This is a genomic window from Arthrobacter sp. efr-133-TYG-118 (assembly GCF_030209755.1).
In the GTDB taxonomy this organism is placed as follows: domain Bacteria; phylum Actinomycetota; class Actinomycetes; order Actinomycetales; family Micrococcaceae; genus Arthrobacter.
Genome location: NZ_JARVRH010000016.1, coordinates 30,012 through 45,464 on the forward strand (window position 1 = coordinate 30,012; position 15,453 = coordinate 45,464).

14 protein-coding genes and 1 tRNA gene are annotated in these 15,453 nt (G+C 63.3%); 8 read left to right on the forward strand and 7 right to left on the reverse strand.

Going from position 1 to position 15,453, the window contains the following annotated elements; all coding sequences use genetic code 11:
• The first annotated feature begins 98 nt into the window (after nucleotides 1–98).
• The 3 genes from adhP to QRN59_RS14575 all read left to right on the forward strand — a co-directional run bounded on the left by adhP (nucleotide 99) and on the right by QRN59_RS14575 (nucleotide 3,239).
• Complete coding sequence (adhP, locus tag QRN59_RS14565; protein ID WP_284983218.1) at nucleotides 99–1,121, forward strand: alcohol dehydrogenase AdhP; 1,023 nt, start codon at nucleotides 99–101, stop codon at nucleotides 1,119–1,121.
• A complete protein-coding gene (locus QRN59_RS14570; RefSeq protein WP_284983219.1) occupies nucleotides 1,121–1,537 on the forward strand; it encodes a DUF779 domain-containing protein in 417 nt (138 codons plus the stop codon). The genes adhP and QRN59_RS14570 overlap by 1 nt, the downstream gene beginning before the upstream one ends.
• A gap of 112 nt (nucleotides 1,538–1,649) precedes the next feature.
• Nucleotides 1,650–3,239, forward strand: a complete 1,590-nt coding sequence (locus tag QRN59_RS14575; RefSeq protein ID WP_284983220.1) for an amino acid permease — start codon at nucleotides 1,650–1,652, stop codon at nucleotides 3,237–3,239.
• 56 nt (nucleotides 3,240–3,295) lie between these two features.
• On the opposite strand, the gene QRN59_RS14580 is transcribed toward QRN59_RS14575, so the two are convergent.
• The 3 genes from QRN59_RS14580 to QRN59_RS14590 form a co-directional block, all read right to left on the reverse strand.
• Complete coding sequence (locus tag QRN59_RS14580; protein WP_284983221.1) at nucleotides 3,296–3,931, reverse strand: DUF2461 domain-containing protein; 636 nt, start codon at nucleotides 3,929–3,931, stop codon at nucleotides 3,296–3,298.
• A gap of 348 nt (nucleotides 3,932–4,279) precedes the next feature.
• Nucleotides 4,280–5,764, reverse strand: a complete 1,485-nt coding sequence (locus tag QRN59_RS14585; RefSeq protein WP_284983222.1) for a catalase — start codon at nucleotides 5,762–5,764, stop codon at nucleotides 4,280–4,282.
• A complete protein-coding gene (locus QRN59_RS14590; RefSeq protein WP_184738401.1) occupies nucleotides 5,761–6,252 on the reverse strand; it encodes a Fur family transcriptional regulator in 492 nt (163 codons plus the stop codon). Before QRN59_RS14590 ends, QRN59_RS14585 begins: the two co-directional genes overlap by 4 nt.
• Before the next feature lie 149 nt (nucleotides 6,253–6,401).
• Between QRN59_RS14590 and QRN59_RS14595 the strand changes: the two genes are divergently transcribed.
• A complete protein-coding gene (locus QRN59_RS14595) occupies nucleotides 6,402–7,673 on the forward strand; it encodes an MFS transporter (protein ID WP_284983223.1) in 1,272 nt (423 codons plus the stop codon).
• Nucleotides 7,674–7,844: 171 nt separating this feature from the next.
• Nucleotides 7,845–8,714, forward strand: coding sequence for a zinc metalloprotease HtpX (gene htpX, locus QRN59_RS14600; RefSeq protein WP_284983224.1), 870 nt, complete (start codon nucleotides 7,845–7,847; stop codon nucleotides 8,712–8,714).
• Nucleotides 8,715–8,765: 51 nt separating this feature from the next.
• Here the strand turns inward: htpX and efeB are convergent, their stop codons facing one another.
• The 4 genes from efeB to QRN59_RS14620 form a co-directional block, all read right to left on the reverse strand.
• Nucleotides 8,766–10,142, reverse strand: a complete 1,377-nt coding sequence (gene efeB / locus QRN59_RS14605) for an iron uptake transporter deferrochelatase/peroxidase subunit (RefSeq protein ID WP_284983225.1) — start codon at nucleotides 10,140–10,142, stop codon at nucleotides 8,766–8,768.
• The gene (gene efeO / locus QRN59_RS14610) at nucleotides 10,139–11,350 is read right to left on the reverse strand and encodes an iron uptake system protein EfeO (RefSeq protein ID WP_284983226.1); all 1,212 of its coding nucleotides are present in this window, start codon (nucleotides 11,348–11,350) and stop codon (nucleotides 10,139–10,141) included. Before efeO ends, efeB begins: the two co-directional genes overlap by 4 nt.
• A gap of 34 nt (nucleotides 11,351–11,384) precedes the next feature.
• A complete protein-coding gene (gene efeU / locus QRN59_RS14615; protein ID WP_284983227.1) occupies nucleotides 11,385–12,239 on the reverse strand; it encodes an iron uptake transporter permease EfeU in 855 nt (284 codons plus the stop codon).
• 313 nt (nucleotides 12,240–12,552) lie between these two features.
• Nucleotides 12,553–13,044, reverse strand: a complete 492-nt coding sequence (locus QRN59_RS14620) for a YajQ family cyclic di-GMP-binding protein (RefSeq protein ID WP_059387254.1) — start codon at nucleotides 13,042–13,044, stop codon at nucleotides 12,553–12,555.
• 204 nt (nucleotides 13,045–13,248) lie between these two features.
• On the opposite strand from QRN59_RS14620, the gene QRN59_RS14625 reads away from it, so the two are divergent.
• From QRN59_RS14625 to QRN59_RS14635, 3 genes are all read left to right on the forward strand, one after another.
• Nucleotides 13,249–13,509 (forward strand): hypothetical protein, encoded by a 261-nt coding sequence (locus tag QRN59_RS14625; RefSeq protein WP_284983228.1) that lies wholly within the window; start codon nucleotides 13,249–13,251, stop codon nucleotides 13,507–13,509.
• A 134-nt stretch (nucleotides 13,510–13,643) separates the two neighbouring features.
• A tRNA-Tyr gene (locus QRN59_RS14630) sits at nucleotides 13,644–13,725 on the forward strand.
• 249 nt (nucleotides 13,726–13,974) lie between these two features.
• Nucleotides 13,975–15,450, forward strand: a complete 1,476-nt coding sequence (locus QRN59_RS14635; protein WP_502871060.1) for a GH1 family beta-glucosidase — start codon at nucleotides 13,975–13,977, stop codon at nucleotides 15,448–15,450.
• Nucleotides 15,451–15,453: the final 3 nt, after the last annotated feature.

Below are 15,453 nucleotides of genomic sequence, written 5' to 3' on the forward strand. Positions count from 1 at the left end.
TTCAGCACAGATCACTCCCCGCCGAACCACCCTGGCCACCCCTCAGGAAAGCAGCAGCTCCCCTAGAGAAACGCTTTAACGACGCAAGGATTTCGCCAATGACGACGACAATGCAAGCAGCCGTAGTAACTGAATTCGGTAAAGACCTTCAGATCCTGTCCCTTCCGGTTCCTGTTCCCGGCCGGGGGGAAGCGCTGGTCAGGGTGATGACCACGGGGGTGTGCCACACGGACCTGCATGCCGCGGAGGGGGACTGGCCGGTCAAGCCTTCACCGCCGTTCGTGCCCGGCCATGAAGGGGTGGGCGAAGTGGTGGCCCTTGGTGAGGGCGTCACGGACCTGGCCGTCGGGGACCTGGTGGGCAATGCCTGGCTCTGGTCCGCGTGTGGCGATTGCCGGTTCTGCCGGACTGGTTGGGAAACGCTGTGCGAAGCCCAGAAGAACGCCGGTTACAGCGTGGATGGTTCCTTCGGGGAGTACATGCTGGTGGACAGCCGGTTCGCCGCGCGGATTCCGGCTGGTTCGGATCCGGTGGAGGTCGCTCCGGTGTTGTGCGCCGGTGTCACCGTGTACAAGGGATTGAAGATGACCGAGGCCAGGCCGGGCCAATGGGTCACCATTTCCGGTATCGGCGGCCTGGGTCATATCGCGGTGCAGTACGCGGTGGCCATGGGTTTGAGGGTGGCCGCGGTGGACATCGCCGATGACAAGCTCGCCCTCGCCAAGAAGCATGGTGCCGAGCTGACGGTCAACGCGTTGCACGAAGACCCGGCGGAAGTCATCCAGCGGGAAACCGGGGGCTGCCATGGTGTCCTGGTCACGGCGGTGCATCCGTCGGCGTTCGGGCAGGCGATCGGCATGGCCCGGCGTGGCGGGACCATTGTCTTCAACGGTCTTCCGCCGGGGGACTTCCCCGCGCCGATCTTCGAGATTGTGCTCAAGGGCCTGACCGTCCGTGGCTCGATCGTGGGGACGCGCCAGGACCTGGAGGAAGCGCTGGACTTCTACGCGCAGGGCAAGATCCATCCGACCGTGTCCACGCGCGAGCTCTCCGAGGTCAACGCGGTCTTTGACGAAATGAAGCACGCCAAGATCGACGGCCGCGTGGTGCTGAGGTTCTAATGCCCCACAACAGGCTTGACGCCGCAGTGACGCTGCCCGGGGAAGACTTTTCCCGGGTGGCGCTCACCGCCGTTTCCATCGAACTGCTCCGAAAGCTGTGGGAGCAGCACGGTCCGCTCATGTTCCACCAGTCAGGTGGTTGCTGCGACGGTTCCTCACCCATGTGTTACCCCGCCGGCGAATTCATTACCGGCGATTCGGACGTTCTGCTCGGACTTTTCGACATCGGCCAGCCCGAACGGGCGCAGCCCTTGGAGTTCTGGATGTCCCGGGAGCAGTTCAATTACTGGTCCCATACCCATCTGACGGTGGACGTAGTGGACGGCCGCGGGAGCGGTTTCTCGGTGGAATCGCCCGAGGGGAAACGCTTCCTGATCCGTTCCACCTTGATGGATTGGAACGTCCCCAAGCCCTGAAGATAGGCGGCGCTTGCGTCTCACGATTTGGGACAAATGTGGGGGTCCATTGGCTGGACACTACTCTTGATAAGTCTGTTTCTAGCACCTCATCAAGATTGTGGACTCTTCTATGAACCTCTTCCGGACCAAATCGATCGAGCAGTCCATTGCGGACGCTGATGAGCCCGGACGCAAGCTCAAGCGTTCCCTCAGCACCTGGGATCTGATGATCATGGGCGTTGCCGTTGCCGTCGGCGCTGGGATCTTCTCTGTTGGTGCCAAGGCCGCTGCGAACTTTGCCGGCCCCGCCGTGACAATCTCCTTCGCCGTCGCAGCGGTCACGTGTGCCTTGGCCATCATGTGCTACGCCGAATTCGCTACTGCGATCCCGGTCGCTGGGTCCGCCTACGTCTTCACCTACGCCACAATGGGTGAAGTCCTTGCTTGGATCATTGGCTGGAACCTCATCCTTGAACTGTTTACTGCTGCTGCCGTGATCGCCAAGTACTGGGGAATCTACTTGAGCAAAGTGTTTGCTCTCATGGGTGTGGATATGCCCCCGGCCTTGAACATCGCCGGTGTGGATCTCTATTGGGGCGCTTTCCTGATTGTTGCCATCTTCACGTTGCTCCTGGTGCTCGGCACCAAGCTCTCCGCGCGAGTAGGCAACGTCTTCACCCTGATCAAGATCGCCGTGGTGCTGTTCGTGATTGTTGTGGGCTTCACCTACGTGAAATTCTCCAATTACGCGCCCTTTGTCCCGGCATCGCAGCCTACCGGAGGCAGCGACGGTGCGGATGTCATGAAGCAGTCCCTCTTCGGCTTCCTCACTGGCGCGGTTCCGGCCCAGTACGGAACGCTGGGCATCTTTGCCGGCGCCGCCTTGGTGTTCTTTGCCTTCATTGGCTTCGATGTGGTTGCGACCTCCGCGGAAGAGGTCAAGAACCCGCAAAAGACCTTGCCCCGGGGCATCTTCGGCGGACTGGCGCTCGTGACGTTGCTCTACATCCTGGTCTCCCTGGCCCTGACGGGCATGGTGTCCTACACGCAGCTGGCCGAAGCCAAGAACCCCACCCTGACCACGGCCTTCGAAGCGGTTGGAAACACCGACGCGGCCAAGGTCATTGCCTTTGGCTCCCTCATCGGGTTGACGACCGTCATCATGGTGCTGCTCATGGGCCTGGCCCGCGTGGTCCTCGCCATGAGCCGCGACGGTCTGCTTCCCCGCGCGCTGTCCAAGACCAGCGCCAAGCGTTCGACGCCGGTCCGGCTCCAGATCATCTGTGGCGCTGCCGTGGCGATCGTCGCAGGTCTGACCAACGTGGATCTCCTCGAAGAAATGATCAACATCGGTACCCTCTCGGCCTTCGTGATGGTGAGCCTTGGCATCCTGGTCCTGCGTAAGAAGCGCCCGGATCTGAAGCCGGCTTTCCGGGTTCCGTTCGGCAAGGTGCTTCCCGTGGTCTCGGCTGTCCTCTGCGTCTACCTGATGACAAACCTGGCCGTGGAGACCTGGATCTTCTTCGCCATTTGGCTGGCAATCGGACTTGCCATCTACTTTGCCTACGGGCAGCGCCACTCCCGCCTCAACGAGAAGTTCGCTTCGGCGAAGGCCGCCGTGTCCGGGACGGCATCTGTTTCCGGTAGGAACAGCGATTCAAGCGGCTCCAGCGGGTCCAGCGATTCCAGCGACGACGAGGACAGCCTCAGCAAGGTCTGACCCTGGGACGGATTCACTGCTCAGGCCGGACTCACGGCCCGCAACGACCCCAACGATTACGGCGCCGCGTGCTCGTTGACCCACTCCACGAGAGGACGCAGTACCTCCCAACGCCTGGCGATTTCTTCCTTGGCTGAGGGCTGGGACATCCATTCCGGTTCGCCCAAAGTCACCCCGGCAGACAACGATTTGTGCTTCAAGAGCTCGGCGCGTGGATGGTCTTTGTCGAACCCACGCGGCACGGTCTTGAGCTTCTCGCCTTCCACCGCGAAACCGGCCGCGGCGATGGAATCCACGATTTTCTGGAGTTCCTCCCCGCTGGCCGGCGAATCCGTGGCGGCGCGGAACCGGGCAATCTGCTCCGGGGTGCGCGAGTGGCATCCGCCGCCGATCAACAGGCCGTCTGCACTGAGCTGAAGGTAGTAGCCCACGCCCTCCTTGTCCGCTGCAAACGCTCCCTGTGCCGTCTTGTAAGGGGACTTGTCCTGGGAGAAGCGGATATCCCGGTTCGGACGGAAAACCTTGCCGGGCCCGAAACGTGGCTCAAGCTCCTCCAGCAACAGCGTCAATGGCTCCTTCACGGCGGAGTCGTAGATGTCTTTGTGCGCCAGCCACCATTCGCGGTTGTTGTTCTCTTCAAGTTCGGCATAAAAGGCGATGGCCTCGGCGGGGATCCCGGTAAATGTGCTCATGTAAGGATCCTATGGATCACAATGCCGAGCTAGCCAGAGTCATTGTCGGCTATGTGGAAAAGCCTCGGTGGAAAACCCTCGGTGGAAAACCCTCGGTGGAAAACCCTCGGTGGAAAACCCTCGGTGGAAACCCGTCGCGGAAAACCCGCCCGCGAACCCGCCGTGGAACCTCGCCGCTGAGAGGCACGCCCCTGGATCCGTACCTTGTTTCCCATTCCACAAGCTACAAGCTCAGGAATCGCAAACAAGCCCCGGAATACATGCCCATCGAGCGGGTGTACATGCCCATTAAGAAAGCAACCCCGCCGCGGAGAATCCGCAGCGGGGTTGCTTCGTTTATGGAGGTTGTTACAGCTTGTTGGCTGCTTCTGAAGCCGACTCGCCCTCGCCGGCGCCGAGGTTGGCGCGCAGTTTGGCGCCGAGTTCAGCATCGACGTTGGTCCAGTACTGGATGGCGCGTTCCTTGATGCCGGGGCTCTTGACGCCGCCCACAGCGCCCGTGATGGTATCCAGCAAGCGGGCCTTGGCGCCGTCGTCGTACACCTCGCGGTACAGCGCGCCGGCCTGGACGAAGTCGCCGTCCTCGGCGTGCAGGGAGTGTGCGGAGAGCGTCAGCTCGCCGTCGTTCTCCCAGCCTCCGGCCGGGTTCTGCGGCTCAACAGCCGCCGGGCCACCCACGGAATTCGGTGCGTAGACCGGAACCGAAGGAGCGTTGAACAGGTAACGTCCCGCGCCGTCCTGGCTGTAGTTGTTGACCTGGTTCTTCGGCTGGTTCACCGGGATCTGGGCGTGGTTGGTGCCCACGCGGTAGCGGTGTGCGTCAGCGTAGGAGAAGATGCGGGCCTGCAGCATCTTGTCCGGGGACGCAGCGATACCCGAAACGAAGTTCGACGGCGCGAAGGTGGCCTGCTCGATCTGCGCGAAGTAGTTCTCCGGGTTCTTGTTGAGCTCCATGGTGCCTACGTGGATCAGCGGGTAGTCCGCGTGCGGCCACACCTTGGTGAGGTCGAACGGGTTGAAGCGGTACGTCTTGGCGTCCTCGTAGGGCATGACCTGGACGTGCAGTTCCCAGGACGGGAAGTTGCCGGCGGCGATGTTTTCCTGGAGGTCGCGGATGTAGAAGTCCGCGTCCGAGCCGGCCAGCTCAGCTGCTTGGTCGCCGGAGATGGACTTGACGCCCTGGTTGGACTTGAAGTGGTACTTGACCCAGAAGCGCTCGCCCTCGGCGTTGATCCACTGGTAAGTGTGCGAGCCGTAGCCCTGCATTTCACGCCAGGAAGCCGGCAGGCCACGGTCGCCCATGAGCCAGGTGACCTGGTGCGCGGACTCGGGGGACAGGGTCCAGAAGTCCCACTGCATGTCGGCGTCGCGCAGGTGGGTGCCCGGGAGGCGCTTCTGGGAGTGGATGAAGTCCGGGAACTTGATGCCGTCGCGGATGAAGAACACCGGGGTGTTGTTGCCCACGAGGTCGTAGTTGCCTTCGGACGTGTAGAACTTGACGGCGAAGCCGCGGGGGTCGCGCCAGGTGTCCGGGGAGCCGTTCTCGCCTGCAACGGAGGAGAAACGGATGAGCATGTCCGTCTCGACGCCCGGCTGGAGGAAAGCTGCCTTGGTGTACTGGGAAACGTCCGAGGAAGTCTTGAAAGTACCGAAAGCGCCGCCACCCTTGGCGTGGACAACACGCTCCGGGACGCGCTCGCGGTTGAACTGGGCGAGCTTTTCCACCAGGTAGTGGTCGGTCAGGATGATGGCACCATCGGCGCCAACGGACTTGGAATGCGCGTCCGAGGTGACGGGGGCGCCCGACTGGGTGGTCGAGATGTTCGCGGTCATCGTTCTCCTATTTCGTGGGTTACTTGCGTTTGAGTAGGAAGCTGTTGTTTGGCTTGGCAGTCCTGGCAGATGCCTTGGTACAGGACGTCTGCGATCTGGATGGTCATGGGTTTGGAGTGCTCGTCCCAGTGCGGGGTGAGGCAGGGGGCATGGCCTACGGCGCAGTCGACATCCTCCACCCGGCCGCAGCTGATGCAGACGGCGTGGTGGTGGTTGTCGCCCACCCGCGTCTCGTACAGCGCGGGAGAGTGGGGCGGTTCGAAGCGCCGCAGCATCTGTAGGTCCGTGAGGTCGCTCAGCACCACATAAACAGACTGCGCTGTCAGTTCGGGAAGATCCTTGCGCGCGGCAGCCAGGATGCCTTCGGCCGGGGAATGTGGATTGTGCTGAACGGCCGCAAGGACCGCAAGACGCTGCTTGGTCACGCGGCGTCCGTGGGAATGCAGGGCGGAAGCCCACGCTTCCTGGTCTGCCGTGTGATCTGCCATACGCCCATTGAAGCACTTATTATGAGTACTTCACAATAAGGTGAGGCTAACTTCGGATGAACCCGCCCGACGGCGGCACGGACTTGGGCGCCCGACGGCGGCACGCGGCGCTCCGGGAGGGCGGACGCGTTGGTGGGTAGGGTTGGACGGTGGCAAAACTCCTGGCTGACATGACCCCGCTTCGCGAAAGCCCCGCGTTCCGCCGCCTGTGGCTGGGCTCTTCGGTGTCGATGGTCGGATCCCAGCTGACCCTGGTTGCCGTGAGCCTTGAGGTCTACAGCATCACCCAACAAAGCCTTTACGTGGGCCTGCTCAGCATCTTTGCCCTGGTTCCGCTCGTGATCGCGGGTTTGTTCGGCGGTGCTCTTTCGGATGCGTATGACCGGCGGAAAGTCGCCATTGTCGCGTCCCTCGTTTTGTGGGGCTGCAGCGTGGCCCTGGCACTCCAAGCGTGGTTCCAGCTGAACAATGTCTGGATCCTGTTCGTCCTCGTCGCGATCCAGAGCGGCGCGCAGGGCATCAACGGGCCGGCACGCAGCGCCATCATTCCCTTGCTGGTCCGGAAGGAGCTGCTGCCCGCCGCCAACGCGCTGAGCATGCTCAACATGGGCATTTCCATGACGGCTGGCCCCTTGCTGGCCGGTGTGCTGGTTGCTTCGAGCGGTTTTGGCTGGACCTACACGATCGATGCCCTGAGCTTCGCCTTCGCGCTGTGGAGCCTTTTCAGGCTCCCGGCCCTTCCCGCCGCTGAGAACGCGTCGGCACCCGGCCTGCGTTCCGTCGTCGAGGGCTTCCGTTTCCTGGGCACCAGGCCCAACCTCCGCATGACTTTCATCATCGACCTCATTGCCATGATCTGCGCCCAGCCGCGCGCCCTCATGCCCGCGATCGGAGCCACGATGATCGGGGGTGGCGACACTACCGTGGGTGTGCTGCTCGCCTCCGTCGCTGTCGGCGCCTTCTTGGCGGGGCTGTTCTCCGGGCCCTTGGGAAGGGTGCGGCGCCAGGGCAGCGCGGTGGTGTGGTCCGTGGCCGGATGGGGCTTCTCGATCGCAGCTTTCGGCCTGGTCGTTGTCCTGGCCGGGGACGCGGGGCGCGGCGGGGTGACGCTCTGGATCATCCCGGCGGCCCTGTGCTGTGCCCTTGCCGGGATCTCGGACTCCGTCAGCGCGGTCTTCCGCACCACCATCCTGCAATCGGCCACTCCGGACCACATGCGGGGAAGGTTGCAAGGCGTGTTCATCGTGGTGGTTTCCGGTGGTCCGAGAGTGGGAGACATGCTCGCCGGTGGCGTCACCAAAGTTCTCAGCGAAGGCTGGGTGCTGCTCCTCGGCGGCGTGCTGTGCGCATTGCTGGCGTGGCTCGTGGCGCGCGGCCAGCGCGGATTCCTCAGGTACGATTCCCTCCACCCGATGCCCTAGCCCGCGTTGAGCCCCACGCCCAAGTAGCTGACAGTTATTGTCGTTAAAACGGCCCAGAACGACATTAAATGCGAGCCAGTTGGGCGGAACGTACGGGCCGCCGTCGGCGTTAATCGGATCAGAACCAGCATGCAATGCAAGACAAAAGCCGTACTGCAAGAAAGTAGTGAAGTGCATAATCATCACAATGGCCTGAAGACCGCAGCGCTATTCGGTGTGCTTTGGGCGGTGCTGCTGGGACTCGGAGCCGTGATCGGCGTGGGCACCCGCAGCGCGTCGCCCATCTGGATCATGGCACTGATCGGCATTGCGACAACTGCTTATGGATATTGGAACAGCGACAAGATCGCCATCCGCTCCATGGCCGCGTACCCGGTTTCGGAAGCGCAGGCTCCGCAGCTGTACCAGATCGTCCGGGAACTCTCCGTGCGGGCGAACCAGCCCATGCCGCGGATCTACGTTTCTCCGACGATGACCCCCAATGCCTTCGCCACGGGACGCAATCCGAAGAACGCTGCCGTGTGCTGCACCGCGGGCATCCTGAACTTGCTCGACGCGCGCGAGCTCCGAGGCGTCCTCGGGCATGAACTCATGCACGTCTACAACCGCGACATCCTCACCTCGTCCATCGCGGCCGCAGTCGCCGGCGTCATTACCTCGGTGGGCCAGATGCTGCTGTTCTTCGGCGGCGGGGATCGGCGGAACGCCAACCCCATTGCCATGATCGCCATGGCGCTCCTGGCGCCGTTTGCCGCCTCGCTGATCCAGCTCGCCATTTCCCGTACCAGGGAGTACGACGCCGACCACGACGGCGCGGAGCTCACCGGCGATCCGCTGGCGCTCGCCTCAGCCCTCCGCAGGATCGAAGCGGGCGTGAAGCAGGTCCCGCTGCCACAGGATCAGCGCCTCGTGAATACTTCACACCTTATGATTGCCAACCCGTTCCGCGGCGGGGCCATGACCAAGCTGTTCGCCACCCACCCGCCTATGCGTGAGCGCATCGAGCGGCTCGAACGGATGGCCGGACGGCCGCTTTCCTAGCCAGCGGTCCCGTAAGCCACCCTACGGTGCCGCGTTCGACGACGGGCGGCTTCATGCGAACAAGCCCTCACCAATGAAGCCGCCCGCCTTAATGCCCGGAGGCACCGCGAACAGGCCCGATCCCGTGTGCTGGAGGTACTCCAGGGCCAGCTTGTCGCTCTTTGCCATGGCCATCTGCATAGGCACATAATGCGTCCGCGGGTCTTTGACGAAGGCGATGAACAACAGGCCTGCGTCGAGGTGGCCGAGCCCGTCCGAGCCGTCGGTGTAGTTGTATCCGCGGCGAAGCATCTTGACGCCGTTGTTCTGGTCCGCGTGGGCGAGGCGGACGTGGGAATCGATGGGAATCAGCGGCTCGCCGTCGCGGCCCTTGATCCCGAAGTCCGGCGCCGTGAATTCTTCCCCTCCGGACAATGGCGCTCCGGCACCTTTCGTGCGGCCGATCAGCCCTTCCTGTTCGCGGAGCGACGTGCGGTCCCAGATCTCGATATGCATCCGAATCCGCCGGGAGACAAGGTAGCTGCCTCCCTCCATCCACGCTTCACCCGGGCGGGTTCCGGCGGTGGCCCAGACGTGCTCGTCCAGGAGTGCTGTGTCTTCCGCCTTCAAGTTGGCCGTGCCGTCCTTGAAACCGAAAAGGTTGCGCGCGGTCGCCTGGGCCCGGGACGTGGACGAGGTGCGGCCGAAGCCCAGCTGGGACCAGCGGACCCGCACCTTCCCGAAGCCAATGCGTGCGAGGTTCCGGATCGCGTGCACGGCGACCTGGGGATCGTCGGCGCAGGCCTGGACCACAAGGTCACCCCCGGTACGTTCTGGCTGAAGGGCGTCGCCGGGGAAGCGCGGCAAGTCGATCAGGGCGTCGGGACGGCGGTGCTCCAGGCCGAAGCGGGGCTCGCCGTCCTTTTCGAAGAGGCCCGGACCAAAGCCGAACGTCAACGTCAGCTTGCCTGCCGCCAGATCGAGGGCTTCTCCGGTGTCTTCCGGTGGCGCGTCATAGGGGCCGTCGACGGCGCCGGTCGCGCCCGTTGTGCGGCCGGCCGTCATGGCTTCCGCCGCGGCCGTCCAGTCCTTCAGGAGCTTGATCAGGGCCGCCCGGTCTTCAACGGTGACGTCGAAGGCGGCCATGTGGAGGCGGTCCTGGGCGGGAGTGATGATGCCGGCTTGGCGTTCGCCGTGGAACGGAACAACATCGCTTGCCATGCTGGCCGGTGCCGCCACGGCTGCTACGGCATCATGGCTCAAGAAGCCGGCGGCAAGGCCGGCCGCCGCACCGGCACCGCCCACGCCGGCCAGGGAGAACAGTCCGCGACGGGACAGGCCGCGCTTGGGCCCGCCGTCGGGCGCCTCAGCGGCGGACGCGACGGACGCGTCGGCGGGCCCGCCGTCGGGCGCCTCAGCGGGCTCGTGGTTGAAAGGGCAGCCGCTCACAGGACCACGGCTGAGGTGAGCTTGGACAGGGGCTCTCCCAGGGCGTCGACGAGCGCGGCGAGCTGCTGGACCCCGGCGGGGCTGAGTTCGTTGTAGTACGCGAAGCCGTCACCCTTGGCGTGCTTCTTGAGCTCGGCCTGCAGGGCAGCGAACTTCTCGTCGAGGCTCGTGGCCAAGGCGGGGTCCTTCTGGGCGAGCGCGGGCTTGAGGTTTTCGAAGGCGATCCGGGCGCCGTCGACGTTGGCTTGGAAGTCCCAGAGGTCGGTGTGGGACCAGATTTCTTCCTCGCCGGTGACCTTGCCGCGCGCGACTTCGTCCAGGAGTTCCTTGGCGCCGTTGCCGAGCTTGTCCGCGGAGAGCACCACCGTGCGGGTGCGCTTGCCGAGCTCCTCGGTATCGGAAACGAGCTGCGTGGCGATCTTGGCTCGCTCGGTGCCCGTCAATGCCGTGTAGCCTGCCGGCGGGAACAGGTCCTTCTCCGCGCGATGCCAGCCGGTCCATTCCTGACCTGGCTCAAGGTCGGCTTCGCGGGCGTCGAGCTTGGGGTCGAGGTCGCCGAAGGATTCCGCTACGGGCTCGATCCGCTCCCAGTGCATGCGGGTCGCGGCGTAGAGTTCGCGGGCCTTGGTTGCGTCGCCTGCAGCGTAGGCATCGGCGAAGGCCTTGGTGCCGGTCACGAGCTGCTCGGTCTGGTCCTTGACGTACGCGGTGTATTGCTGGACGCCGGTGTCCACAAGCTTCTGGAAATCGGCATTGACGCCGGTCTTGTTTCCGGAATCCGTGACTTCAAAGGCGGCACGGATACCGTCGCCCTGCATGCCAGGCTTGCACGCGGTGGTGTACTTTCCTGCGGGAGCCGTGACCACCAGGTTGCGGGTCAGGCCGGGGCCGATGTTCTCCACTTCGCCGACGATCCGCAAGCCGTCTTCGGCGAGGAGGTAGAACTCGGTGATTTCCGTGCCTTCGTTCTTGACTGCGAAGCTCAGGTTGCCGCTGGGGACACTTCCGATGGAGACGTTGCACTCGGTCTTGGTGCTGGTGACCTGGATCGGTCCGGCGGAGGCGCTGGAACCGGGCGTCTTTGTGTTGTCCGTGCAGCCTGCGAGTACCAGGGGAACGGCGGCGGCCGCGGCGACGATGGCAAGGGACTTCCGACGGCGGGAGGCGATTTTGGGCAGCGCGATTTTGGGCAGGGGAGTGCCAGGCATGGGGTTTCCTTCTGTTGTGGAGTGCGGGAAGCGTTTAGGCGGCTTTGGCGGCCTGGGGAGCGGCGGCGTTGCCGGAAGATTTCGCGGGAGCGGAACCGTTGGCCCGAATGTAGAAGTAGAGCACCGGAATCACATACAGCAACCAGGCTCCCGCTTCGAGCCAGGTGGTGGCGGGGGAGAGGTTGAGGGTGCCCTTCAGCAGGGTGCCGTACCAGGACGACGGCGGGATGGCCGCTGAGACGTCGAACGCGAGGTTGTGGACCCCGGGCACGATTCCGGCTTCCTGGAGGTCATGGATGCCATAAGCCAGCACGCCGCCCGCGATCACGATGAGGCCGACGCCGGTCCACGTGAAGAAGCGGGAGAGATTGACCTTGAGGACTCCGCGGTGCAGCAGGTATCCGAGTCCTGCGGCAACGACCAGGCCGAGCAGCGCGCCGAGCAGCGGCTGCGACGATTCGCCGGCGGCCTGGGCAGCAGCCCAAAGGAACAGTGCCGTCTCGAGTCCTTCGCGTCCCACCGCGAGTGCCGCCACGACCACGAGTCCCCACGCGGCGCCGTCGGCCATCTTGTCCACTTGGGATTTCAGCTCGCCGCCGAGGCTGCGGGCAGTGCGTGCCATCCAGAAGACCATCCAGGTGACGAGCGCGACGGCGACAATGGACAGTCCGCCCCCGATCGCCTCTTGCGCCTCGAAAGTCAGTCCCTGTGGACCGAAGGTGAGCAGGGCCCCGAAGGCGATGGATACGGCCACGGCGATGCCGACGCCGGCCCAAAGCCGGGGGAGCAGCGAGCGCCGTCCGGTTTTGACCAGGTAGGCCATAAGAAGGACCACAACGAGGGTGGCTTCAAGGCCCTCACGCAGGCCGATCAGGAAGTTCGCGGTCATGTGGAATCTTTCGTTAGGGGAGCCACACTTAGGCTCGCCTAAGAAGGTACAGTACCCGTTTCATCCGATTACGCAAATGAAACGTGTCGTAATTGCCGGACATTACGAGCAGGTGGTTGTCACGCGCTGCAGTCTTTTGGCGTCCGCGGATCGGTGAAGTCGCGGAATCCTGGGGTCTCCGCCAGACCTCGACTCCAAAAAATTGCCCGGCGTGACGCGCCTGACCCCATTAACGACGACGGCGCGTTGCCCGCTCAGGGGGCAACGCGCCGTCGTCGTACTTCTGGATGGCGGCCTGGGCCGCAGCGAAGTCTTAGCTGCGGAAGTTCACGAACTGGAGATCGGCCTCTTCGAACTTCTTCAGGATGTTCATAGTTTCCTGCAAGTCATCGCGCGACTTCGACGTGACGCGGAGCTCGTCGCCCTGGATCTGGGACTTGACGGACTTCGGGGCTTCGTCGCGGATGATCTTGTTGATCTTCTTCGCGATGTCCTGGGCAATGCCCTCCTTGATGGAGCATTCCAGGCGGAATTCCTTGCCGGAGGGGTAAGGCTCGCCCTGGTCGAGGGACTTCAGGGAGATGCCGCGCTTGATGAGCTTGGACTGGAATACGTCCAGGACGGCGAGGATGCGGTCCTCGGAGTTGGCTTTCATGAGGATCTTTTCGCCGCTGAAGTCGATCTCGGCGCCGACGCCCTTGAAGTCGTATCGCTGTGCGATTTCCTTCTGGGACTGGTGGAGCGCGTTGGCGACTTCCTGCTTGTCTACCTTGCTGACGACGTCGAATGTGGATTCGCCTGCCATGACTCTCCTTTGATTGGTGCGTTGCGTTTGATTGGTGCGTTGCGGCCCGGAAACGGGCGGCTTTGTCTGCCAACCAGCCTAATACGGAAGCGCCCGGCGTGTGCTGAGCGTTCACAGTTCGCTCACAGCACACGCATGGCCGGAACTGAGACTGCCCCGACAGAGTTGTATCAGTTTGAAGAACCTGTCCTGAAAGGGAGCACCATGAGCAACCAGGCCGTCCGATACGTCACCAAGTCAGCTGCTGCCGCCGCCGGTTCAATCGGAGTGGCTGCCGCCACCGCCGCAAGCGCGGTTGCAGCCGCAGCGCTCGCGGCGTCGGTGGTCTTGAGCCCGGTCCCGGACGCGGCATCGCGGATGGATGGCATCCACGCGGACCTGTTGCGGGCCGTGCAGCTCAACCAGATCACCCTGGAGCAGGCGGCCAGTTTCGAGGCCAAGCTGGCCGGCCGGATCCTTGGTTAGCCTGAGATTTCCGCTGATTGTGGGGCTCTGAGGGCTCGATTCGATTCTTCGGCCGAAGTTCTGTAAGGTTGTCTTGCTCGCGCTTACCGGATCGGAAACGAAACGATGATCGGGAGTGACTTCTTTTGAAGTTCGGCAGATTACCCGAGCGGCCAAAGGGGGCTGACTGTAAATCAGCTGGCAACGCCTACGGGGGTTCGAATCCCTCATCTGCCACAAAATTAAATCCCCGGAACCATTGGTTCCGGGGATTTTTTTGTGCCACTTTGGAGGGGTGGCTGTGTCCGTCCCGACCTTCTTTGCCGAGTCCCGGCGTCGAAATGACAGGACACGCCGTGTCGCAAGCGCTTTCCGAAATCAAAGAAGGTTACGACGGCGCGAGGGCATCGCCCGCGTTACATCCACGAAATGCGGACTGTGTAATCTAAGCGCATAACATCGGCTCGTCGAAGGAACATTTCTCTCGTGACTGTCACAACATTCCCTGCTACCCAGGTGGAGCAAGCCAGGTCTCTGGGGCACCGCGCTTGGCCTCCCGGGTTCCTCTGGGGGTCAGCCACAGCGGCCGGCCAGATCGAAGGCGCCGCCCACCAATACGGCAAGGAAGACAGTGTCTGGGATGCGTTTGCACGGATCCCGGGAGCGGTCGCCAACGGGGACACGCCCGAAGTTGCCGTGGACCACTATCACCGGATGCCCGAAGACGTATCACTCATGAAGAGACTGGGTCTTGGGTCCTATCGATTTTCGACGAGTTGGGCGCGCATCAAGCCGGGGGACCGTGCGGTCAACCAATCCGGGCTGGACTTCTACTCCCGTTTGGTCGACGAGCTCCTTGACGCGGGCATCCTGCCGTGGCTGACCCTGTACCACTGGGATATGCCCCAAGCCGTTGAGGAGAAGGGAGGCTGGGCCAACCGCGATTCCGCTTTCCGATTCCAGGACTATGCCGAAGTGGTGTACAGCGCGCTCGGCGATCGCGTCCAGCACTGGACCACTTTCAACGAACCGTTCTGTTCGTCTTTGTTGTCCTATGCGGCCGGCCTTCACGCCCCGGGCCGGACATCCCGTGAGGACGGGCTCGCATCGGTACACCACCAGAACCTTGCGCACGGGCTCGCTGCGCGCAGCCTGCGTGAACTTGGCGCCCAAAACGTCGGCATCACCCTCAACCTGTCGAACGCCATTCCAGCAGATCCAGGGAACCCGGCGGACGTCGACGCCGCCCGCCGCTTCGACGCCCTTCAGAATCGCATTTACCTGGAACCCCTTGTCCTTGGAAGGTACCCGGATGACTTCCAGAACGACGTCTCGGGCCTGGGCTTCGAGCAACTCGTCCACGACGGCGACCTCGAGACCACATCCACGCCGATCGATTTCCTGGGCGTGAACTACTACCACGATGACAACGTGTCAGGACGTCCGCTCCCGGAGGGTGACTCGGGCTTCGCCGTGGCGACAGACCGCAAGATCGCATCGCCGTACGTCGGTTCGGAACACATCACCTTCCCGTCGCGCGGTCTCGCCCGCACCGGGATGGACTGGGAGATCAACCCGGACGGACTCCGCCATCTCCTCGCTCGACTCGGCAAGGAGTACCCGAACCTTCCGCCGCTGTACGTGACGGAAAACGGAGCGGCCTTCGACGACGAAATCACTGAGCGGGGACGCGTCCACGACGTCGAACGCACCCAGTACGTGTTGGACCACCTTGAGAGCGTCGCGGATGCGATTGACGAAGGAGCGGATGTTCGCGGGTATTTCCTCTGGTCCCTGCTCGACAACTATGAGTGGGCATGGGGCTACGAGAAGCGCTTCGGCATGGTGCACGTCGACTACGAAACGCAGGTCCGGACCGTCAAGGACTCGGGGCTCGTCTATTCATCCATTATCGGAAATGCCTCAGCGCCCAAAGGCGCTCCTTCGGAACCGGGCAGCTGAAAG

Coding starts and splice junctions, on each gene's coding strand:
- QRN59_RS14575 (WP_284983220.1), top strand. CDS start 1,650: ATGAACCTCTTCCGGACCAAATCGATCGAGCAGTCCATTGCGGACGCT.
- efeU (WP_284983227.1), bottom strand. CDS start 12,239: ATGACCGCGAACTTCCTGATCGGCCTGCGTGAGGGCCTTGAAGCCACC.
- efeO (WP_284983226.1), bottom strand. CDS start 11,350: ATGCCTGGCACTCCCCTGCCCAAAATCGCGCTGCCCAAAATCGCCTCC.
- QRN59_RS14590 (WP_184738401.1), bottom strand. CDS start 6,252: ATGGCAGATCACACGGCAGACCAGGAAGCGTGGGCTTCCGCCCTGCAT.
- QRN59_RS14580 (WP_284983221.1), bottom strand. CDS start 3,931: ATGAGCACATTTACCGGGATCCCCGCCGAGGCCATCGCCTTTTATGCC.
- QRN59_RS14585 (WP_284983222.1), bottom strand. CDS start 5,764: ATGACCGCGAACATCTCGACCACCCAGTCGGGCGCCCCCGTCACCTCG.
- QRN59_RS14625 (WP_284983228.1), top strand. CDS start 13,249: ATGAGCAACCAGGCCGTCCGATACGTCACCAAGTCAGCTGCTGCCGCC.
- QRN59_RS14620 (WP_059387254.1), bottom strand. CDS start 13,044: ATGGCAGGCGAATCCACATTCGACGTCGTCAGCAAGGTAGACAAGCAG.
- adhP (WP_284983218.1), top strand. CDS start 99: ATGACGACGACAATGCAAGCAGCCGTAGTAACTGAATTCGGTAAAGAC.
- QRN59_RS14570 (WP_284983219.1), top strand. CDS start 1,121: ATGCCCCACAACAGGCTTGACGCCGCAGTGACGCTGCCCGGGGAAGAC.